The 16,458-nt window shown below is 48.3% G+C and carries 12 protein-coding genes; 7 read left to right on the top strand and 5 right to left on the bottom strand.

Annotated elements, in window-relative coordinates; genetic code table 11:
• The 6 genes from KT99_RS16360 to panP all read left to right on the top strand — a co-directional run bounded on the left by KT99_RS16360 (position 1) and on the right by panP (position 9,739).
• Positions 1 to 2,112: an MtrB/PioB family decaheme-associated outer membrane protein gene (locus KT99_RS16360; protein ID WP_005502184.1), complete on the top strand. Its 2,112-nt coding sequence runs from the start codon at positions 1 to 3 to the stop codon at positions 2,110 to 2,112.
• A gap of 342 nt (positions 2,113 to 2,454) precedes the next feature.
• Positions 2,455 to 3,621: a sugar diacid recognition domain-containing protein gene (locus KT99_RS16355; RefSeq protein WP_005502183.1), complete on the top strand. Its 1,167-nt coding sequence runs from the start codon at positions 2,455 to 2,457 to the stop codon at positions 3,619 to 3,621.
• Between the two features lie 121 nt (positions 3,622 to 3,742).
• The gene (locus tag KT99_RS16350) at positions 3,743 to 4,966 is read left to right on the top strand and encodes a glycosyltransferase (protein ID WP_040572119.1); all 1,224 of its coding nucleotides are present in this window, start codon (positions 3,743 to 3,745) and stop codon (positions 4,964 to 4,966) included.
• Positions 4,967 to 5,226: 260 nt separating this feature from the next.
• Positions 5,227 to 6,585 carry a GntP family permease gene (locus tag KT99_RS16345; protein WP_005502180.1) on the top strand — a complete coding sequence of 453 codons (1,359 nt, stop codon included), beginning with the start codon at positions 5,227 to 5,229 and terminating at the stop codon, positions 6,583 to 6,585.
• Between the two features lie 95 nt (positions 6,586 to 6,680).
• Entirely contained in the window at positions 6,681 to 7,862 is a 1,182-nt protein-coding gene (locus tag KT99_RS16340) for a glycerate kinase (protein ID WP_005502177.1), read from the top strand.
• A 224-nt stretch (positions 7,863 to 8,086) separates the two neighbouring features.
• Positions 8,087 to 9,739 carry a pyridoxal-dependent aspartate 1-decarboxylase PanP gene (panP, locus tag KT99_RS16335; RefSeq protein WP_005502175.1) on the top strand — a complete coding sequence of 551 codons (1,653 nt, stop codon included), beginning with the start codon at positions 8,087 to 8,089 and terminating at the stop codon, positions 9,737 to 9,739.
• A 340-nt stretch (positions 9,740 to 10,079) separates the two neighbouring features.
• Here the strand turns inward: panP and KT99_RS16330 are convergent, their stop codons facing one another.
• On the bottom strand, positions 10,080 to 10,481 hold the full coding sequence (locus KT99_RS16330) for a thiol-disulfide oxidoreductase DCC family protein (RefSeq protein ID WP_005502173.1): 402 nt from the start codon (positions 10,479 to 10,481) through the stop codon (positions 10,080 to 10,082).
• A 234-nt stretch (positions 10,482 to 10,715) separates the two neighbouring features.
• Between KT99_RS16330 and KT99_RS16325 the strand changes: the two genes are divergently transcribed.
• Positions 10,716 to 10,922, top strand: coding sequence for a cold-shock protein (locus KT99_RS16325; RefSeq protein WP_005502171.1), 207 nt, complete (start codon positions 10,716 to 10,718; stop codon positions 10,920 to 10,922).
• Positions 10,923 to 11,210: 288 nt separating this feature from the next.
• On the opposite strand, the gene KT99_RS16320 is transcribed toward KT99_RS16325, so the two are convergent.
• The 4 genes from KT99_RS16320 to oleC all read right to left on the bottom strand — a co-directional run bounded on the left by KT99_RS16320 (position 11,211) and on the right by oleC (position 16,341).
• The gene (locus tag KT99_RS16320; protein WP_005502169.1) at positions 11,211 to 11,516 is read right to left on the bottom strand and encodes a hypothetical protein; all 306 of its coding nucleotides are present in this window, start codon (positions 11,514 to 11,516) and stop codon (positions 11,211 to 11,213) included.
• 142 nt (positions 11,517 to 11,658) lie between these two features.
• The gene (locus tag KT99_RS16315) at positions 11,659 to 13,380 is read right to left on the bottom strand and encodes a phospho-sugar mutase (RefSeq protein ID WP_005502167.1); all 1,722 of its coding nucleotides are present in this window, start codon (positions 13,378 to 13,380) and stop codon (positions 11,659 to 11,661) included.
• Positions 13,381 to 13,653: 273 nt separating this feature from the next.
• The gene (gene oleD / locus KT99_RS16310; RefSeq protein ID WP_005502166.1) at positions 13,654 to 14,748 is read right to left on the bottom strand and encodes a 2-alkyl-3-oxoalkanoate reductase; all 1,095 of its coding nucleotides are present in this window, start codon (positions 14,746 to 14,748) and stop codon (positions 13,654 to 13,656) included.
• Positions 14,749 to 14,751: 3 nt separating this feature from the next.
• On the bottom strand, positions 14,752 to 16,341 hold the full coding sequence (gene oleC, locus KT99_RS16305; RefSeq protein WP_005502164.1) for an olefin beta-lactone synthetase: 1,590 nt from the start codon (positions 16,339 to 16,341) through the stop codon (positions 14,752 to 14,754).
• Between the last annotated feature and the right edge of the window lie 117 nt (positions 16,342 to 16,458).

The following is a 16,458-nucleotide window of genomic DNA, read 5'->3' as shown; positions in this document are numbered from 1 at the left end:
ATGAAATTCAAATTAAATTTAGTCACCCTCGCCCTACTCGCTAATGCTGGCTTTGTCAGCACGGCGATGGCGGCTGGTGGATATGGTATTCAAGATGCGAATACCGACAAGGTTAAGTTCGACAAGTGGGCGTGTAAGCGCTGTGTTGTCGAAACTGGCGTTAACGGCACTGTCGGTGTCGGCATGGGTTATAACGATAGCGATGATATTCGTTCTGCCAACGCATTTGCAGCAGAAGATGAGTTCGCCTATAAGGTCGATGCCGACCTTAAATATATTAGCGAGTCAGGTTACCGCGCTACAATCGAGGCCGATAATCTCGGCATGGAAAATGGCCGTTTAGATATTAATGCCGGTAAATCCGGTAAGTACAATCTGAACCTTAACTATCGTCAGATTGCCACCTATAAAACAGATAGTGCCATGACGCCTTATCAGGGCGTTGGTGGGGACCACCTAACCCTAGCCGATAATTGGCAGACAGCAGGTTCGAGTCAAGATATGACTCAGCTATACAGCAGCTTAAACCCTATGGAGCTATCGCTTAAGCGTAAGCGCACCGGACTTGGTTTCGAGTACTCGTTTGATGCCGAGCCCGGTGAGAAATTATGGACCACTTATCTAAATTATCAACGTGAAGATAAGACCGGACTGAAGCAAGCTTCTGGCAGTTTCTATAACCAGTCTATGATGCTGGCAGAGCCGGTGGATCACACTACAGATACGCTAGAAGCGGGTATTAAGCTTAAAGGTGACAACTGGTTCACGGCACTTAGCTACTCAGGGTCGAGCTTTAAAAACCAGTATAGCCAGCTAACGTTTGATAACGCCTTTAACCCAACGTTCGGCGCTCAAACTCAAGGCTCCATGGCATTAGATCCCGACAATGAAGCTCATACCATTTCATTGATGGGCCGAGTCACTGCCGATAAGACCATCTTGAGTGGCCGCGTTCACTACGGACAGATGACCCAAGATCAAGCGTTTGTCTCCTCTGGGTATGGTTACCAGATGCCAGCAGAGTCCCTCGATGGTCGCGTCGACATGAAAGGCGTTAACTTGAAGCTAGTCTCCCGCTTAAATCGCAGCGTGCGTATCAAGGCAAGCTATGATTATAGCGATCGTGACAACAAGACTAACGTTGAAGAATGGACACAGATCAGCATAGACCCAACAACAGGTCAAGTTGCCTATAACACGCCCTATGACATCACCACACAAAGGGCTAAATTAAGTGCCAACTATCGCATCACTCGCGGTATGCGACTCGAAGCGGGTTATGACTATCGCCAGGATGACCGCAGCTATCAAGATAGAGAAACCACTAACGAACACACACTCTGGAGCAAGTTCCGTCTGAGTCAGTTCGAAAACTGGGACATGTGGATCAAAGGTAGCTATGGCGAGCGTGACGGTTCTGAATACCAAGCATCAGAATGGACTTCAAACGAGTCTAACGACCTGCTGCGTAAGTACAACCTAGCCGATCGCAAACGCACCATGGTTGAGGCTCGTGTCACTCACAGCCCTACCGAGGCCTTGACTATCGACTTCGGTACACGTTATGCCCTTGATGACTATAACGACAGCCAAATAGGCTTAACTGAGTCGACAGATCTTAGCTATGATGTCAGTGCAAGTTACTTGATCAACGACGATATGACATTGACGGCATTTTATAACCGTCAGAACATAGAATCAGATCAATCAGGCAGCACTAACTTCAGCACGCCAAACTGGTTTAGTGTGGTAGAAGATCAAGTCGATGTTATCGGTGCAGGCTGGAGCTACAGCAACCTGATGGAAAAGAAGTTACGTTTAGGCGTTGATTACACTTATTCGAACTCAGACAGTAATACTCAGGTCACTCAAGGTGTCAGCGGAGATTACGGCGATTACTATGCCAAGTCTCATAACGTCAACATCTATGGTCAGTATCAAGCCACCGAGAAAATGGCGCTTCGCTTAGATTATAAGATGGAGAAGTATGAAGATAATGATGCCAGCAATGAGATAGCACCTGACGGTATTTGGAACCTTGTAAGTTTTGGCTCTAATAGCCACGATTACACCGCCCACTTAATCATGCTTAGCATAAATTATAGATTATAAGCTATAAGTCATTTTTTAAAAGCCAGTACCTGTTGGAGCTGGCTTTTTTATTGCGATTTTTTACATTAATTTCAGCTAAACAAACATATAGCAATACTCAACAAGTGCTCTTTCTGCTCGCTATTCCCTCTGGCACAAGCCCGGATTACAGCAACACCAGTAACTAGCGGCTACAGGTCGTATTCACCCAAGAATCGAGTGACACTCTAAGCGTGCTAGTGGCAAAGCCTGGTGCATTAACTCGCTGGCAAACAAACATATCGCCGTTAAAATTTGTCCTATCTCATAGTGAGCCCGGCCAAAATACCTTAAGCTAATGAAAACTCCTTCGAGACGCTCAATGTGTATTTTCTAGATCCTAGCCTGGCCCAACAGATTGTTGATCGCACAATGAAGATCATTGGCCACAACATCAATGTGATGAATAATTGCGGTGTAATTTTGGGCTCAGGCGATCCCCATCGACTCGACTCGACTCATGAAGGGGCGCTGTTAGCGATAAGCCAAAACCGCACAGTAGAGATCAATTCGGCTACTGCCGCCAACCTACATGGCGTGAAAGCTGGAATAAACCTGCCTTTGCACTACAAAGGCGAGATCATCGGGGTTATCGGTATCACTGGAGAACCTGAAATCCTGCACAACTATGGCGAGTTATTAAAAATGACCGCCGAGATGATCGTCGAGCAGGCCAATTCCATCGAGCAGGCTCAGTGGCAATATCGTCAGAAAGAGGAATTTATTCTGCAGCTGATAAAGTCTGAAGCGGTTTTTTCAAGCCAACTAAAAGACTGGGCAAAGCAACTCAACATAGACATAGATGCGCCCAGAGTCGTAGCGGTTATTCAGGTCCAAGGCGATGAGGAGCAAACCTCTGCCAACTCATTGCTGAAAAAAGTGCTCAACCTACTCGAAAATCCTTCTCGTGGTAATTTAGTGGCCATGACATCCATGACAGAGCTAGTGATCTTAAAACCTGCCTTTCTTGACGGTAATCGATGGGACCCAGATCTGGAGAGTCAACGAATCGATCAACTCTTATCCCGCATCCCCACAGAGATGAACCTAAGACTCAAAATTGCCCTAGGACACTTCTTCCCCAATCCAGCCGACATAAGTCGCTCCTATTTCACCGCCAGAGAAACCTTAACATTAGGTCAGCAGCTCAGACCCCATGAGAATAAATATCTCTATGAAGATTTCTCCCTGCTGGTACTCCTGTCAGGATTACGTGGAGACTGGCGCGGAGAAGAGCTGATCACACCATATCAGGTGCTCATAGGGGCAGATAAGAATGGTCAACTGAGGAAAACCTTAACGGCTTACCTACAACATTTTGGCGATCTGCAGCAATGTGCCAATGCACTATTTATTCATCGAAACACCTTAAGGTATCGTCTAGACAAGATACAACAGGTCACAGATATCAATATCCAGGAGCTCGATGGGTTACTGCAACTCTATCTGGGACAAGTGCTCATCAGCAAAATACAGCATAGTGAACACTAACTCTCACTAAACCTAGCATCAACGGTAATAATGTTGCCGGATTGACATGATTCGGGTATAGAATACCCCTCCTCAATATCGAGTCGAGTGGACGGTAGAAGTGACTGTGGCAGTTAAAGAAATGAAAAAAGTACTGGTGATAGGTTACGTGTGGCCAGAGCCCAATTCCTCAGCCGCAGGCACTCATATGATGTCGCTATTAAGGCTCTACAGACAGCAAGGCTGGCAGGTAGAGTTTGCCACTCCGGCACAGCCATCCGATCATATGATAGATCTATCCAGTGAAGGCATAACCAGCAAAAATATCAGCCTTAACTGCGACAGCTTCGATACTTATATCTCAAAGCTTCAGCCTGATATCGTCATGTTCGACCGTTTCATGATGGAAGAGCAGTTTGGCTGGCGTGTCGAAAAGCACTGCCCAAATGCAATCAAGATACTCGACACCGAAGATTTGCAGTGTCTGCGCAATGCACGCCATCAAGCCGTTAAGAGTGAGCGAGCACTGACTCAGGCCGACTTATTCAGTGATATAGCAAAACGTGAAATAGCCGCAATTCTTCGCTGTGACATCTCGCTGATCATCTCAAGTTTCGAGATGGAGTTACTCAAGTGCACTTTCAAAGTCGACCCAAGTATCTTGCATCATCTACCGTTTATGCTGGACTTGAAAAAGTGTCCAGAACAGACAAAAGCGTACTCAGATCGCCAGCATTTTATGACCATAGGCAACTTCCGTCATGCTCCTAACTGGGACGCCGTACTATATCTGCAAAAGATCTGGCCCTTGATCAGAAAACAGCTGCCCCAGGCCGAATTGCATATCTATGGCTCCTACCCGCCACCGAAAGCAACGGCGCTTAATAACCCCAAAACAGGCTTCTTAATCAAGGGCTGGGCAGAAGATGCCTACCGAGTGATGGAGCAGTCTCGTGTCTGCTTAGCACCGATTCGTTTCGGCGCTGGCATCAAGGGCAAGCTACTCGATGCCATGATAATGCAGACCCCGAGCATCACCACATCCGTTGGCAGTGAAGGCATGCATAAAGATGAGCCGTGGCCTGGACATATCACAGATAATATCGATGACTTTGCCCAAGCCGCGGTGGATTTATACGTTCAAGAATCACTCTGGACAGAGGCTCAAAGCCACGCCTCGAGTCTATTAACGGCAAGATATGATGGCCTGAAATTAGGTCAAGAATGGATGAATAAGTTAAACCATACTCAAGAGAACTTAGCCCAGCACAGATTAAATAACTTCACCGGCGCCATGATGAAGCATCACTCCATGGCGAGCACCAAGTATATGTCCCAATGGATCGCGGCTAAAAACGCCAAGTGATCGAATTAAACAAAAAATGCTGCCTCTGCTCAACAGGTGTGGTTAAACGCTCAAATTATCGCTGAGTCTCACCTGACCACCGGGGGTATTTGTGCAAACGCACAAATATATTACCGATAAAGGTGATAAATCAGTCATTAGACACGATGCTAGATTGTGCTCAGCACAGGATAATAGCCAAAGCCTGAAATACCTTAGCCGTCGTTCTCAAAGACGGCGAGTGCACCGGGTCAACTAAAAATAATTAACAGGGACACCCTATGAGCCAAGTTATGATCTTGTTGGCAGTGATATTCTTCATTGTTATTGCCACCTCAAAATTCAAATTACATCCATTTTTGACGCTGATTTTAGCCTCATTTTTCACCGCATTTGCCTACGGTTTACCCAGCGCCGATATCGCCAAGACCATCACCTCCGGCTTTGGCGGTATCTTGGGTTATATCGGCCTGGTTATCGTATTAGGTACCATTATCGGTACCATATTGGAGAAGAGCGGCGCGGCCATCACCATGGCAGACGTGGTCATCAAGGTGCTGGGGAAACGCTATCCGACTCTGACCATGTCGATTATCGGCTACCTGGTCTCAATTCCTGTCTTTTGTGACTCGGGTTTCGTGATCCTTAACTCGCTTAAACAGTCTATGGCCAATCGCATGAAGGTCTCTAGTGTCTCCATGAGTGTCGCACTAGCGACGGGTCTGTATGCGACTCACACGTTCGTGCCACCAACACCCGGTCCTATTGCCGCTGCGGCTAACTTAGGTCTGGAATCGAATCTCGGCTTAGTCATCTTTGTCGGTGTATTTGTCGCGGCGGTTGCCGCACTTGCAGGCACGCTGTGGGCTAACCTTTTTGCCAATGTTGAGCCAGACGGTGAAGGCGCCGAAGAACTTAAACATAATGTAGAAGACTTCGACCAACTAAAAGAAGCCTATGGCACACTGCCGAGCCCGACTCGCGCCTTTGCCCCTATCTTCGTGCCCATCTTACTCATCTGTTTAGGATCCATAGCTAACTTCCCATCTGCACCGCTTGGCAATGGTCTGTTATTCGATGTACTCGTCTTCCTGGGTCATCCTGTAAACGCCCTTATGATTGGCCTGTTCCTGTCTATTTCACTGCTTAAAAGCAGTGAAAAGATTAAAGAGTTCAGCGAGCGTATCACTCAAGGTCTAGTGGTTGCCGCGCCCATTTTGTTAATCACAGGTGCAGGCGGTGCATTCGGCGCAGTGCTTAAGGCGACAGAGATTGGCGCCTTCCTGGGGACATCACTTTCTGCATTAGGCATAGGCATCTTCATGCCATTTATCGTCGCCGCGGCCCTTAAAACGGCCCAAGGTTCATCGACGGTGGCTTTAGTGACCACATCAGCCATAGTGGCACCTATGCTGGGCGATATCGGTCTGGCCAGTGACATGGGACGAGTACTGACGGTAATGGCCATCGGAGCCGGCGCGATGACAGTTTCTCATGCCAATGACAGCTTCTTCTGGGTCGTGACTCAGTTTAGCCGCATGAGTGTTAAACAAGCCTATAAAGCACAAACAATGGCGACGCTAGTTCAAGGCATAACCGCCATGACCTTAGTGTATATCTTGAGTCTTATTCTGCTTTAAACGCTAGTTCCAGAGTTCAGTGGCTGTCACAGCAGCCACTGACATTTTATAGTTTTCAGTACCCAGTTCTTCTGACTGTTTTAGGATCCCAACCAATGAAAATAGTTATCGCTCCCGATTCATTCAAAGAAAGCCTGAGTGCGATGGAAGTAGCCAACGAAATCGAACGCGGCTTTAAATCTGTCCTGCCCGACGCTGAATATCTGAAACTGCCTGTTGCCGATGGCGGTGAAGGCACTGTGCAGTCTATGGTCGATGCTACCAAGGGCTCCATTATCGAACTCGATGTCATCGGGCCCCTGGGCAAACCAGTCAGTGCTCACTACGGGATCTTAGGCAATGAGTTTATTGGTGACAGTAAGACAGCCATCATAGAGATGGCGTCGGCCTCGGGCCTACATCATGTCTCAGTCGAGAAGCGCGACCCTAGTATCACCACCAGCTATGGCACAGGCCAGCTTATCTGTGATGCGCTCAACCGCGGCATAAAACACATCATAATCGGCCTGGGTGGCAGTGCCACCAACGATGGCGGCGCGGGTATGGCACAGGCACTTGGCATTCATCTGCTCGATGAATCAGGCAAGGCCCTGAATGTGGGCGGCTCGGCATTAAGCGAGCTTCACACCATAGACATGAAAGATCTCCATCCCCTTATCCGGCGCTGTGAATTTATCGTCGCCTGTGACGTAGACAACCCTTTGTGCGGTGATAAAGGCGCATCGGCTATTTTTGGTCCACAAAAGGGCGCTACCCCCGAAATGGTCACCAGCCTGGATGCCGCCTTGGCTCGATATGCCGACATTATTGCCAAGACTATTGCTAACAAACAGATCAATAACACTAAAATTGCAGACAAGCGCAATACACCGGGTGCAGGCGCAGCCGGCGGAATGGGATTGGCTGTCATGGCATTCCTCAACGCCACACTCAAACCCGGCATAGATATCGTCATGGAAACCGTAAAGCTCGACGAAAAAATTGCCGGCGCAGATCTGGTGATCACCGGAGAAGGCAGACTCGACAGCCAAACCCTGCACGGTAAGACCCCTATAGGCGTCACGCGCGTCGCCAACTCACAGGGTATTGCGGTTATCGCCATAGCAGGCAGCGTCAGTGATGATGCCAATATGCTACTCGAACACGGCATATCAGCCATCTTCTCCATCACTCCCAGGGCGCTGCCACTGGAGGATGTGCTGGCCAATGCTAAACACAACTTGTTTACCACGTCGCAGAATATCGCCGCTCTCTATGCCATGAAGATAAAGCCGTAATGCCGTCCTCGAAGACGGTAAAATGGAGTCCTCCTCTGTTTACCGTCTGCAGATAACCTCAATGGCACTCAGGCCAAATAATCGCCACCGCTTTACATTCCCCATGAATCGTTTTAACTTTTCCACTTGATGCACCAAAGCGCATAAAGTAAAGTGACCCCCCCTTTGGAAAACTGTAACAAATAGCAGTTTCTGTTGAATAGTGTGATAGCTAAGAGATAACCATGTCGATGACACCCAAACGAGCCACAGCTTCTGAAGAGGCATTACTGCGCATCTTCACCGTACCGGAAGCCCCTGATTCAACATTAAGCGTCATCGAGCAAAACATATCGCAAAACTTGATGGGCTTCCTGCAAGAAAGTGTGGTTGCCATCGAGAAGCCTCTGTCTGAGATAGAGCTAGACTTCCAACAGCATCAAATCCCGTCTGCGCCTCAGTTTGTCTCAGACTATGCCGATGAGATGATGAAAACCTTAGTGGCGCACTCGGTTCATACCTCATCGCCTAGCTTTATCGGTCATATGACCTCTGCTCTGCCTTACTTCGTCTTGCCTCTGTCTAAGATGATGGTAGGCCTCAACCAGAATCTGGTAAAAATTGAGACTTCTAAGGCCTTCACGCCACTGGAACGTCAGGTCTTAGGCATGATGCATCACCTGATCTACAGTGAAGATGATGACTTTTACAAAAATTGGATGCACAGCGCCAACTACTCCCTCGGGGCATTTTGCTCAGGCGGCACGGTCGCTAACATCACGGCCCTGTGGATAGCCCGCAATCAGTTACTCAAGGCCGACGGGGACTTCAAGGGGGTTTCCGCTCAAGGCCTGATGAAAGCCCTACGTCATTATGGCTATGATGATCTGGCCATCTTAGTCTCTGAGCGTGGTCACTACTCATTGGCCAAAACGGCCGACTTGCTTGGCATAGGCCGTGACAACATCATTAAAATCCCCACATCGAATGATAACAAGGTCGATGTGGTTAAGATGCGCGCCATGGCGAAACAGCTTGAGCATGACAACATCAAGGTCATGGCCATCGTCGGCGTCGCAGGCACCACAGAAACAGGTAATATCGACCCCTTAGATGAACTTGCCACATTGGCTGTAGAGCTTGAGTGCCATTTCCACGTCGATGCGGCTTGGGGCGGCGCTACGCTATTATCGAACAAGTATCGCCATCTGCTTAAAGGCATAGAGCGTGCAGACTCAGTCACAATAGATGCTCACAAACAGATGTATGTGCCCATGGGCGCGGGAATGGTGATCTTCAAAGACCCGGCCTTCGCCAACGCCATCAAGCACCACGCCGAATACATATTACGAAAAGGTTCCAAAGACTTGGGCAGCCAGACCCTTGAGGGCTCTCGTCCGGGAATGGCCATGTTGGTCCACGCCTGCCTACAAGTCATAGGCCGTGATGGTTACGAGATATTAATCAACAATAGTTTGGAGAAGGCGCGTTATTTCGCCAGTCTTATCCATGAGCAAGAAGATTTCCAGCTGGTATCTGAACCCGAGCTCTGTCTGCTCACCTATCGCTATGTGCCAAAATCGGTGCAGCTGGCAATGCAAGAGACCAGAGACAATGGCAACACTGAGAAGTTAATCGAATTTAACGGCTTGCTCGACGGTCTGACTAAGTTTGTGCAGAAACGTCAACGAGAACAAGGCACCTCATTTGTGTCTCGTACCCGTATTAATCCCGAGAGTAGCAGCGGACTCAATATTCAATCTGTGGTTTTTCGTGTAGTTTTGGCTAACCCTCTCACCACCCGTGAGATATTGCAGCAGGTCTTAGCCGAGCAGATAGAGATAACCAAACAAGATAATAAATTCTTGCCGCAACTGTTAGCACTCGCCTCTCACTAATACCACTCCGAGTAAGTATCTGATCATTTAGGCAAGGCGAATGTTTGCAGCTAATAGTTATTCTCGGCAACAAGCTCCTGCGTTGCTCTCGATAATGGCTCCGGCATTATTCTACCTTCACCCGTCCATGGGCTCGTACCTCCTGCATCTGACCTCCATGGTCTTAAGCGTTCCATACGCTTTAAAGACATTTCCCATATCCCTATGAGTCAGGGAAATGTCTTATTTTGTATGGAACAAAATAGACCATGCAGTCATATATCGAGAAGATTCAACCAAACGGCTTCTGCTTCCCTTAAAGTCAACACTTCGAAACTCTTCTCAGTTAAATGATTTAACATCAATCAAGAAACCGGCTACGCAGATCTTCTGTAGGCAGCATACAGGTATCGCGCTTACCGAAGAGTGAATAACGCCGACTCCCCAGCCAGTGATAGCAATAATCCCTGAATGAGCGAGGCAAGAGCGAACATATCCTCAAAAGAGGCCATAAAGCGGGCAGGTCTTTACAGATCTCAAGCGCCGCATCGCTACGGGTATAACATTTCCCCAGCTTGATAAGAAAGAAGGTATCGCCGTAATCATTCACCAGAGAATATCTGCTCATCAAGTCTTTCGCAGCCTGGCTTTGCATAGGCGTAAAGCAAAAAATCTGTTTAGGATCTCGCTTAATGATGAAGTTGACCGCGTTATTACAGAGATTACACACGCCATCGAAGATGATGATATTTCTGCTTTCCATGGCACTCCTTATCTTTGCTTAATCACTGAGCAGGGCGACACAGTCCCACATGCCACAGATGCGCTATAAGTGTCGTCAAATTGCAGTTTAATTAGTCAAAACCCAAAAACTAACTAAATCTTAGTTAGTAAGTATTGCTTTGACGGATCTGGAGCGTCCATATATGGCATTATTGTGTTATTATGTCTGCTGAGATAAATTTTTATATTTCACCAACAAAGATGAGTAAATAAAATGGCTAAAGGTACAGTTAAGTGGTTCAACGCAGATAAAGGTTTTGGATTTATTACACCTGAAGATGGTAGTAAAGATCTATTTGTTCATCATTCAGAAATTCAAGCTGGCGGTGGATTCGCTACATTGAATGATGGCCAAGAAGTTGAATTTGAAGTTGGCCAAGGTCAAAAAGGTCCTTGTGCAAATAAAGTGGTTCCTGTTTAATTTAGGTCACTGCGCATAACATGCAAAAGCCGTTGGACACGCTAACGTGTGCTCGACGGCTTTGATTATTCAATACACTTGGAGTGATTAAAAAAGTACCGCTTCTATGCAGTAATAACAAGCTCAGTAACCATGGCCTATCCCCCTCTTATCAGCAGATAAGCATATCGCTGGCAGAAAAATCGATAAATTCAGCCCCCCAGCTACAGTTTTTCAATCCACAGCTTATATAATCAAAAACCAAGACATGCTTGGCTTCCATCTTGAATCTATGACTAACTCTCTGAATTAACAGGACTGTTTTATTGCCGTTGTTGTCGAAAAATCATGTTGTGTGGAAGCGAGAAGGTGATGCGCTTTCTCTGCAGCTTGGTTATTCAAGAAGTAATACTGATTATTCGCAGCCGCGGTTTTGGAAAAATCGTGTTGCGCCGAGCTCTGTTGCACATTATTTCCCTTGGCAGGCTGATTCTTTGAAAAATCATAACTAGATTGCGCAGCGGCCGTTTTTGAAAAATCCGGCACTTCGGCATAAGCGGCAGCAGAAGTAAATACTAAAATGGCTGATAGGGCTGCACTGATCACTAATTTCATGTTTAACTCCACAATTTACGTTGTCATTAACGGCTATTCACGAAGGTTGATACGCACCAACTAGCTGCCTCGCTTTCAATAACTGCAGGATAATCTCTCCCCTAAGTGGAGGGTCAAGCCCCTATTCTCAAATATTTAGCCACTACTGAGGCAATGACGCCTGATGCGCTGAGATAAAGTCATCCATCTCAGCTTGAGCACGAGTCTGAACACTCTCTAGACTGTCATGACTCGTCATGCTGGCAACCACTTCATAGTAACACTTAATCTTGGGCTCTGTGCCTGACGGCCTGACAATGACACGGCCTCCTCCTTCCAACTTAAAGATGAGCACATCGCTGGCAGGCAGATCGATAACTTCACTAGTACCATCTTTAAAAGTTCGCAGACCACATCTGATATCATCCGTGCTCAATACCTGCTTCCCGGCGATCACACTCGGTAACTCCTTACGCAAATATGCCCCTATGTTAGGCGTCGAGGGCTTAAGCGCTATGCTCACCTGAGTATTGAGATGGAAACCATGCTCACGATAGATGGCTTCTAATCTATCCCATATGGTCAGGCCTTGACTGGCAAGCTCGGCAGTTAACTGAGCAAATGCCACCAGCGCAGATAGACCGTCTTTATCCCATACCATAGAGCCAACCATGTAACCTAAGGCTTCTTCATAGGCAAACAGGCACTGGTTATCCTCTGTCTGCTCCGCCATACCCACGTTAGTGAGCCACTTAAAGCCCGTCAATGTGGTCAAGCAGGTCGCATCCAGACTCGCCGCCACTTTCGATAATAGGCTTGAAGACACAATCGTTGTGCAGATCAGGCGTTGATTTTTAGCGGCGTGAGTCATCAGGTAATGACCAAACAGTACACCCACCTGATCGCCTGTCAGCATCTGATAATCACCGGCCTCAGTACGAACGGCAACCGCAAAACGATCGGCATCAGGATCGTTAGCACAAGCCAACATGGCGCCGTGCTTCTTCGCCTCGGCTATCACAAGATCCATCGCCCCTTTCTCTTCGGGGTTCGGAAAATTCACCGTAGGAAAGTCACCATCGGGCTCACGCTGAGCGGCCACCGAATAGACCTGAGTCACGCCAGCATCGGCCAGTACAGTCTCAGCCATCTCGGCGCCGACACCGTGCATGGCGGTGTATGACAGACTTACTAGCTCAGGCTGAGTATGGTTTTGCAGCACAGCAGCATCCTTGATCCCTTGACGATAGCTTTGATAGAAATCATCTTCCAGCATGATCAGCTTACCCCTGGCCTTAGCAGATTCGAGATCCAATAAATGGATGGACTCAGTCGCCGCCTTATCGATACACGCCGCAATACCTGAGTCGTGAGGCGGGATGATCTGCGCCCCGTTACCCCAGTACACCTTATAACCATTATACTGAGGTGGATTATGACTCGCGGTCACCACTATTCCCGCCGCCGCATCGAGATGAATCACCCCAAATGCCACTAGAGGCGTCGGCGCCACCTTACAGGTAAGATAAACTTTGATCCCCATGGCAGTGAGTACGCCCGCCGCATCATGGGCAAATTGCTTGGAATCGTGGCGTCCATCGTACCCAATGACCACACCACGAGTGTCTACATCGCTTACCTGTTGCTTAAGATAGGCTCCAAGGCCTGCAGAAGTCTGTTGTACTACCAAGCGATTCATCCCCATGGGACCCGCTTCGACGACGCCTCTAAGCCCGGCAGTACCGAATGCGAGTCGCCCCGAAAAACGCCGCTGTAACTCTGCTTCATTGCCGTTATCTATTAGCGCCTGCAGTTCTTGTCGAGAACGGGGATCTGGATCCTTATCAAGCCAATGTTTAACCCTAAACTTTAACTGTGTATCCATAATTCACTTCACCTGATATAAATTGTGCCGCCTGGCCTAAATTACCGTCGGCAACTGGAAATAGTTATCATTAACCCTAAACCTAGCCTCTACAGAGAACAAGAACATTTGCACTTTAAAAAGAAAGATTAAGCAAATCTTCCTTATCAAATGATGTAAGATGCGGCCAACTATTCAGCCATTATCTCGATTGCTAGTGCCGTGGAATTTAAAGGAGTAGAGAGAAATCAAATTGAGCACCTCAGGGGTAAAAGTCTAAGATGTCCAAATGAATTATGAGTTTAAGTACTCTCTCAGTTTTACCATTCCTTGGTCAATGCTAATAATAGGAGAATATCCGAAATCTGCTTTCGCCGCCGAAATATCAAAATAGTGACTGGTCGACAGTTGTTTAGCCACGAAACGGGTCATCATAGGCTCATCCGTCTTGCCTAGGACGCCATAGACGCTTTCGAGCACGACACCCACCGCATAGGCTAGGCCAGCGGGGACCCGTTTGGTCACTTCAGGCAAGTCAACACAGGCTAAAATCTTATTCAGCATGGCAGCCATGGTGATAGGCTCGTCATTACTGATAAAGTAGGCCTTACCCGCAGCCGACGCATCTTGACTGCAGAGATTTACCGCTGCCAATATGTGGGCGTAGGCCGCGTTACCCACGTAGATGGTATCCACCAATTTATCTTCTTTGCCGACTAACTTGAGTCGCCCGGCTTTGGCCCTCTCAATGACTCGCGGTACCAGATGAGGATCTTCAGGCCCCCAGATAAGATGAGGGCGCAACGCCAGTGTCTTCAGTGTCTGGCTATTGGCCTCGAGCACCATCTGCTCGGCAACGGCCTTAGACTCGCCATAATGATTTAGATAGTTAGCGGCGTATGGGGCACTCTCGTCTATGCCGGATTCATCCTCACCGGCAAAGGTCACACTGGGCGTACTGGTGTAAATTAGCTTACTGATCTTGAGTTGCTGACAAGCGCTGATGATATTGGCCGCACCATCCACATTAGGTGAAAAGTAGCTCTGTTTGCTGCCCCAGATACCCGCCTTGGAAGCCACATGAAAAACCAGATCGCAACCTTTCATGGCATCGAAAACCCCGGCCCTATCGGCAATATCGCCTCTGACCATAGTCACGCCCATATCTGTCAGCTCAGGATAATCACCTCGGGCAAAGCCTGTCACCCGAATTCCGGCCACCAATAAACGCTGGCAAATAGCCTTACCTAAAAAACCACCGGCACCTGTGACAAAAGCATGACTCGCCTTGACCTTTAGTGCCTGAAGAGCGGCCTGTTCCAGAGCATGAAACTCTGTTAAAACAATTGCAGCTGCTTGTGTGTCGACTGAGACATGAGTCACTGACATGGATTATTCCTTATGCTTATTCTGGGCCCAGACGGCTAGTTTCTCACGAAAAATCTTAGCATTATGACGAATATCGACGGGAAACTCAGGATGAATGAGAAAACGTTTGATGCCCAGAGTTTGGCTATGTTGCTCGGCGATGGCATTGAGCTCAGCATATAAGCTAGCCCCTAAAGAACATGCCAGAGATTTATCCAGCTCAATACACAATAGGGGCACAATCTCAGGGCGTCTGGCATCGCCGTTGACCTCAATGCCAACTAATGCGCTGCGCTTGACTTGGGGGTGGGTATTGAAGATGCGTTCACAGGGGATGGAAAAGTAGCGTTGACCACCACTGGCATCGACTCTATGGGCCTTACGGCCGCACATCCATAACTTGCCTTCACTGTCGAGATAACCGAGATCGCCCATACGGTGGCGTATCATTTCGCCATCTTGGATCTTAGCCTGCTCGGTCGCACTATCACGGCGATAATAACTGCGGCTCACCATGGGGCCCTTAACCACTATTTCGCCTATCTGACCGGCCTCCAACCTCAATGACTCACTCCAGAGCGAAATCGGTTGCTCGGTGATCTCTATGATGGCAATGTCCACCCCTGAGATGGCGTCACCGACACAAATCCCGCCACCGTCATCTGTGATGGCCGTGGTGTTAAACAGGGCCTGACTGCCCATCCTACTCAGAGGCAGTGACTCGGTAGCACCGTAGGAGTTAAGCACTTCCACCCCATCACTGAGCATCTTGCTGAAATGCTTGATAGAGGAGATCGTCGCCGGAGCACCTGCGGATATGACACGCTTGATGCTTGGCAACTTATGATGACTCGCCTCAGTGCCCTGTCCCTCTTGCACACCCGCTTGCCCCAACCTCTCGATCAAAGCCGGATTAACAAACATATTCGTGCATTGGTACTTCTTGATAGCGGCAAACAAGTAATCAGGATTGGCCGTTATCGGCTTGCTGGCATCCATCTCGGGAATGATCGAGGCCATGCCTAATGCGGGACCAAACAGAGAAAATAGCGGGAAAGTAGCCAGGTCGCGCTCACCGGGCTTAATGCCATAATCATCTCTCAGAGCGCTTATCTGCGCCTCAAACATCTTATGGGAATACACTACCCCCTTGGGCGTTCCAGTGCTGCCACTGGTAAACAAAATAGCGGCCATCTCATCTTGGTCTAGCCAGAGCATCTCATAGGGCTCTGATGAACCTAGGGCTGCGATGACTGCCAATGTGACCCCGCCAAACAAGTTGCGACCCCCTACGGTCACCAGATGCTTAACCGACTCCTTGCCCCAACCGAAGAGCTTACGAGCCAAGTGGGCCTTAGGGATGCCGATAAAGGCATCGGGCTCTGACTCGATGAAACATTGCTTGAGATTCTTCACTCCCATGCCAGGATCCACCAAGATAGGCACGACTCCTGCCTTAAACAGGGCGAAAGTTAAAGTGAAAAAGTCGACACTCGGGGTCACCATCAACACGACCTTCATGCCACGCCTTATTCCGTAGGCATTTAGGCCATGGGCTAAACGATCACTTCGTTGATTGAGCTCGAAAAAGTTGAGCTCTTGATATTCCAGCATCTTGGCAGAAAAAATAGACCCTCTAGCTATTTGTACCGCGACAGCGAGATCATCACGGGATGGCTTGCGGCGTTATGAGGTGACGACAGAGATAGCGTCCGCTTTTGGGTGATGTCG

The sequence above is a fragment of the Shewanella benthica KT99 genome, from assembly GCF_000172075.1.
In the GTDB taxonomy this organism is placed as follows: Bacteria; Pseudomonadota; Gammaproteobacteria; order Enterobacterales; family Shewanellaceae; genus Shewanella; species Shewanella benthica_A.
This window is presented reverse-complemented; position numbering and strand designations above follow the sequence as displayed.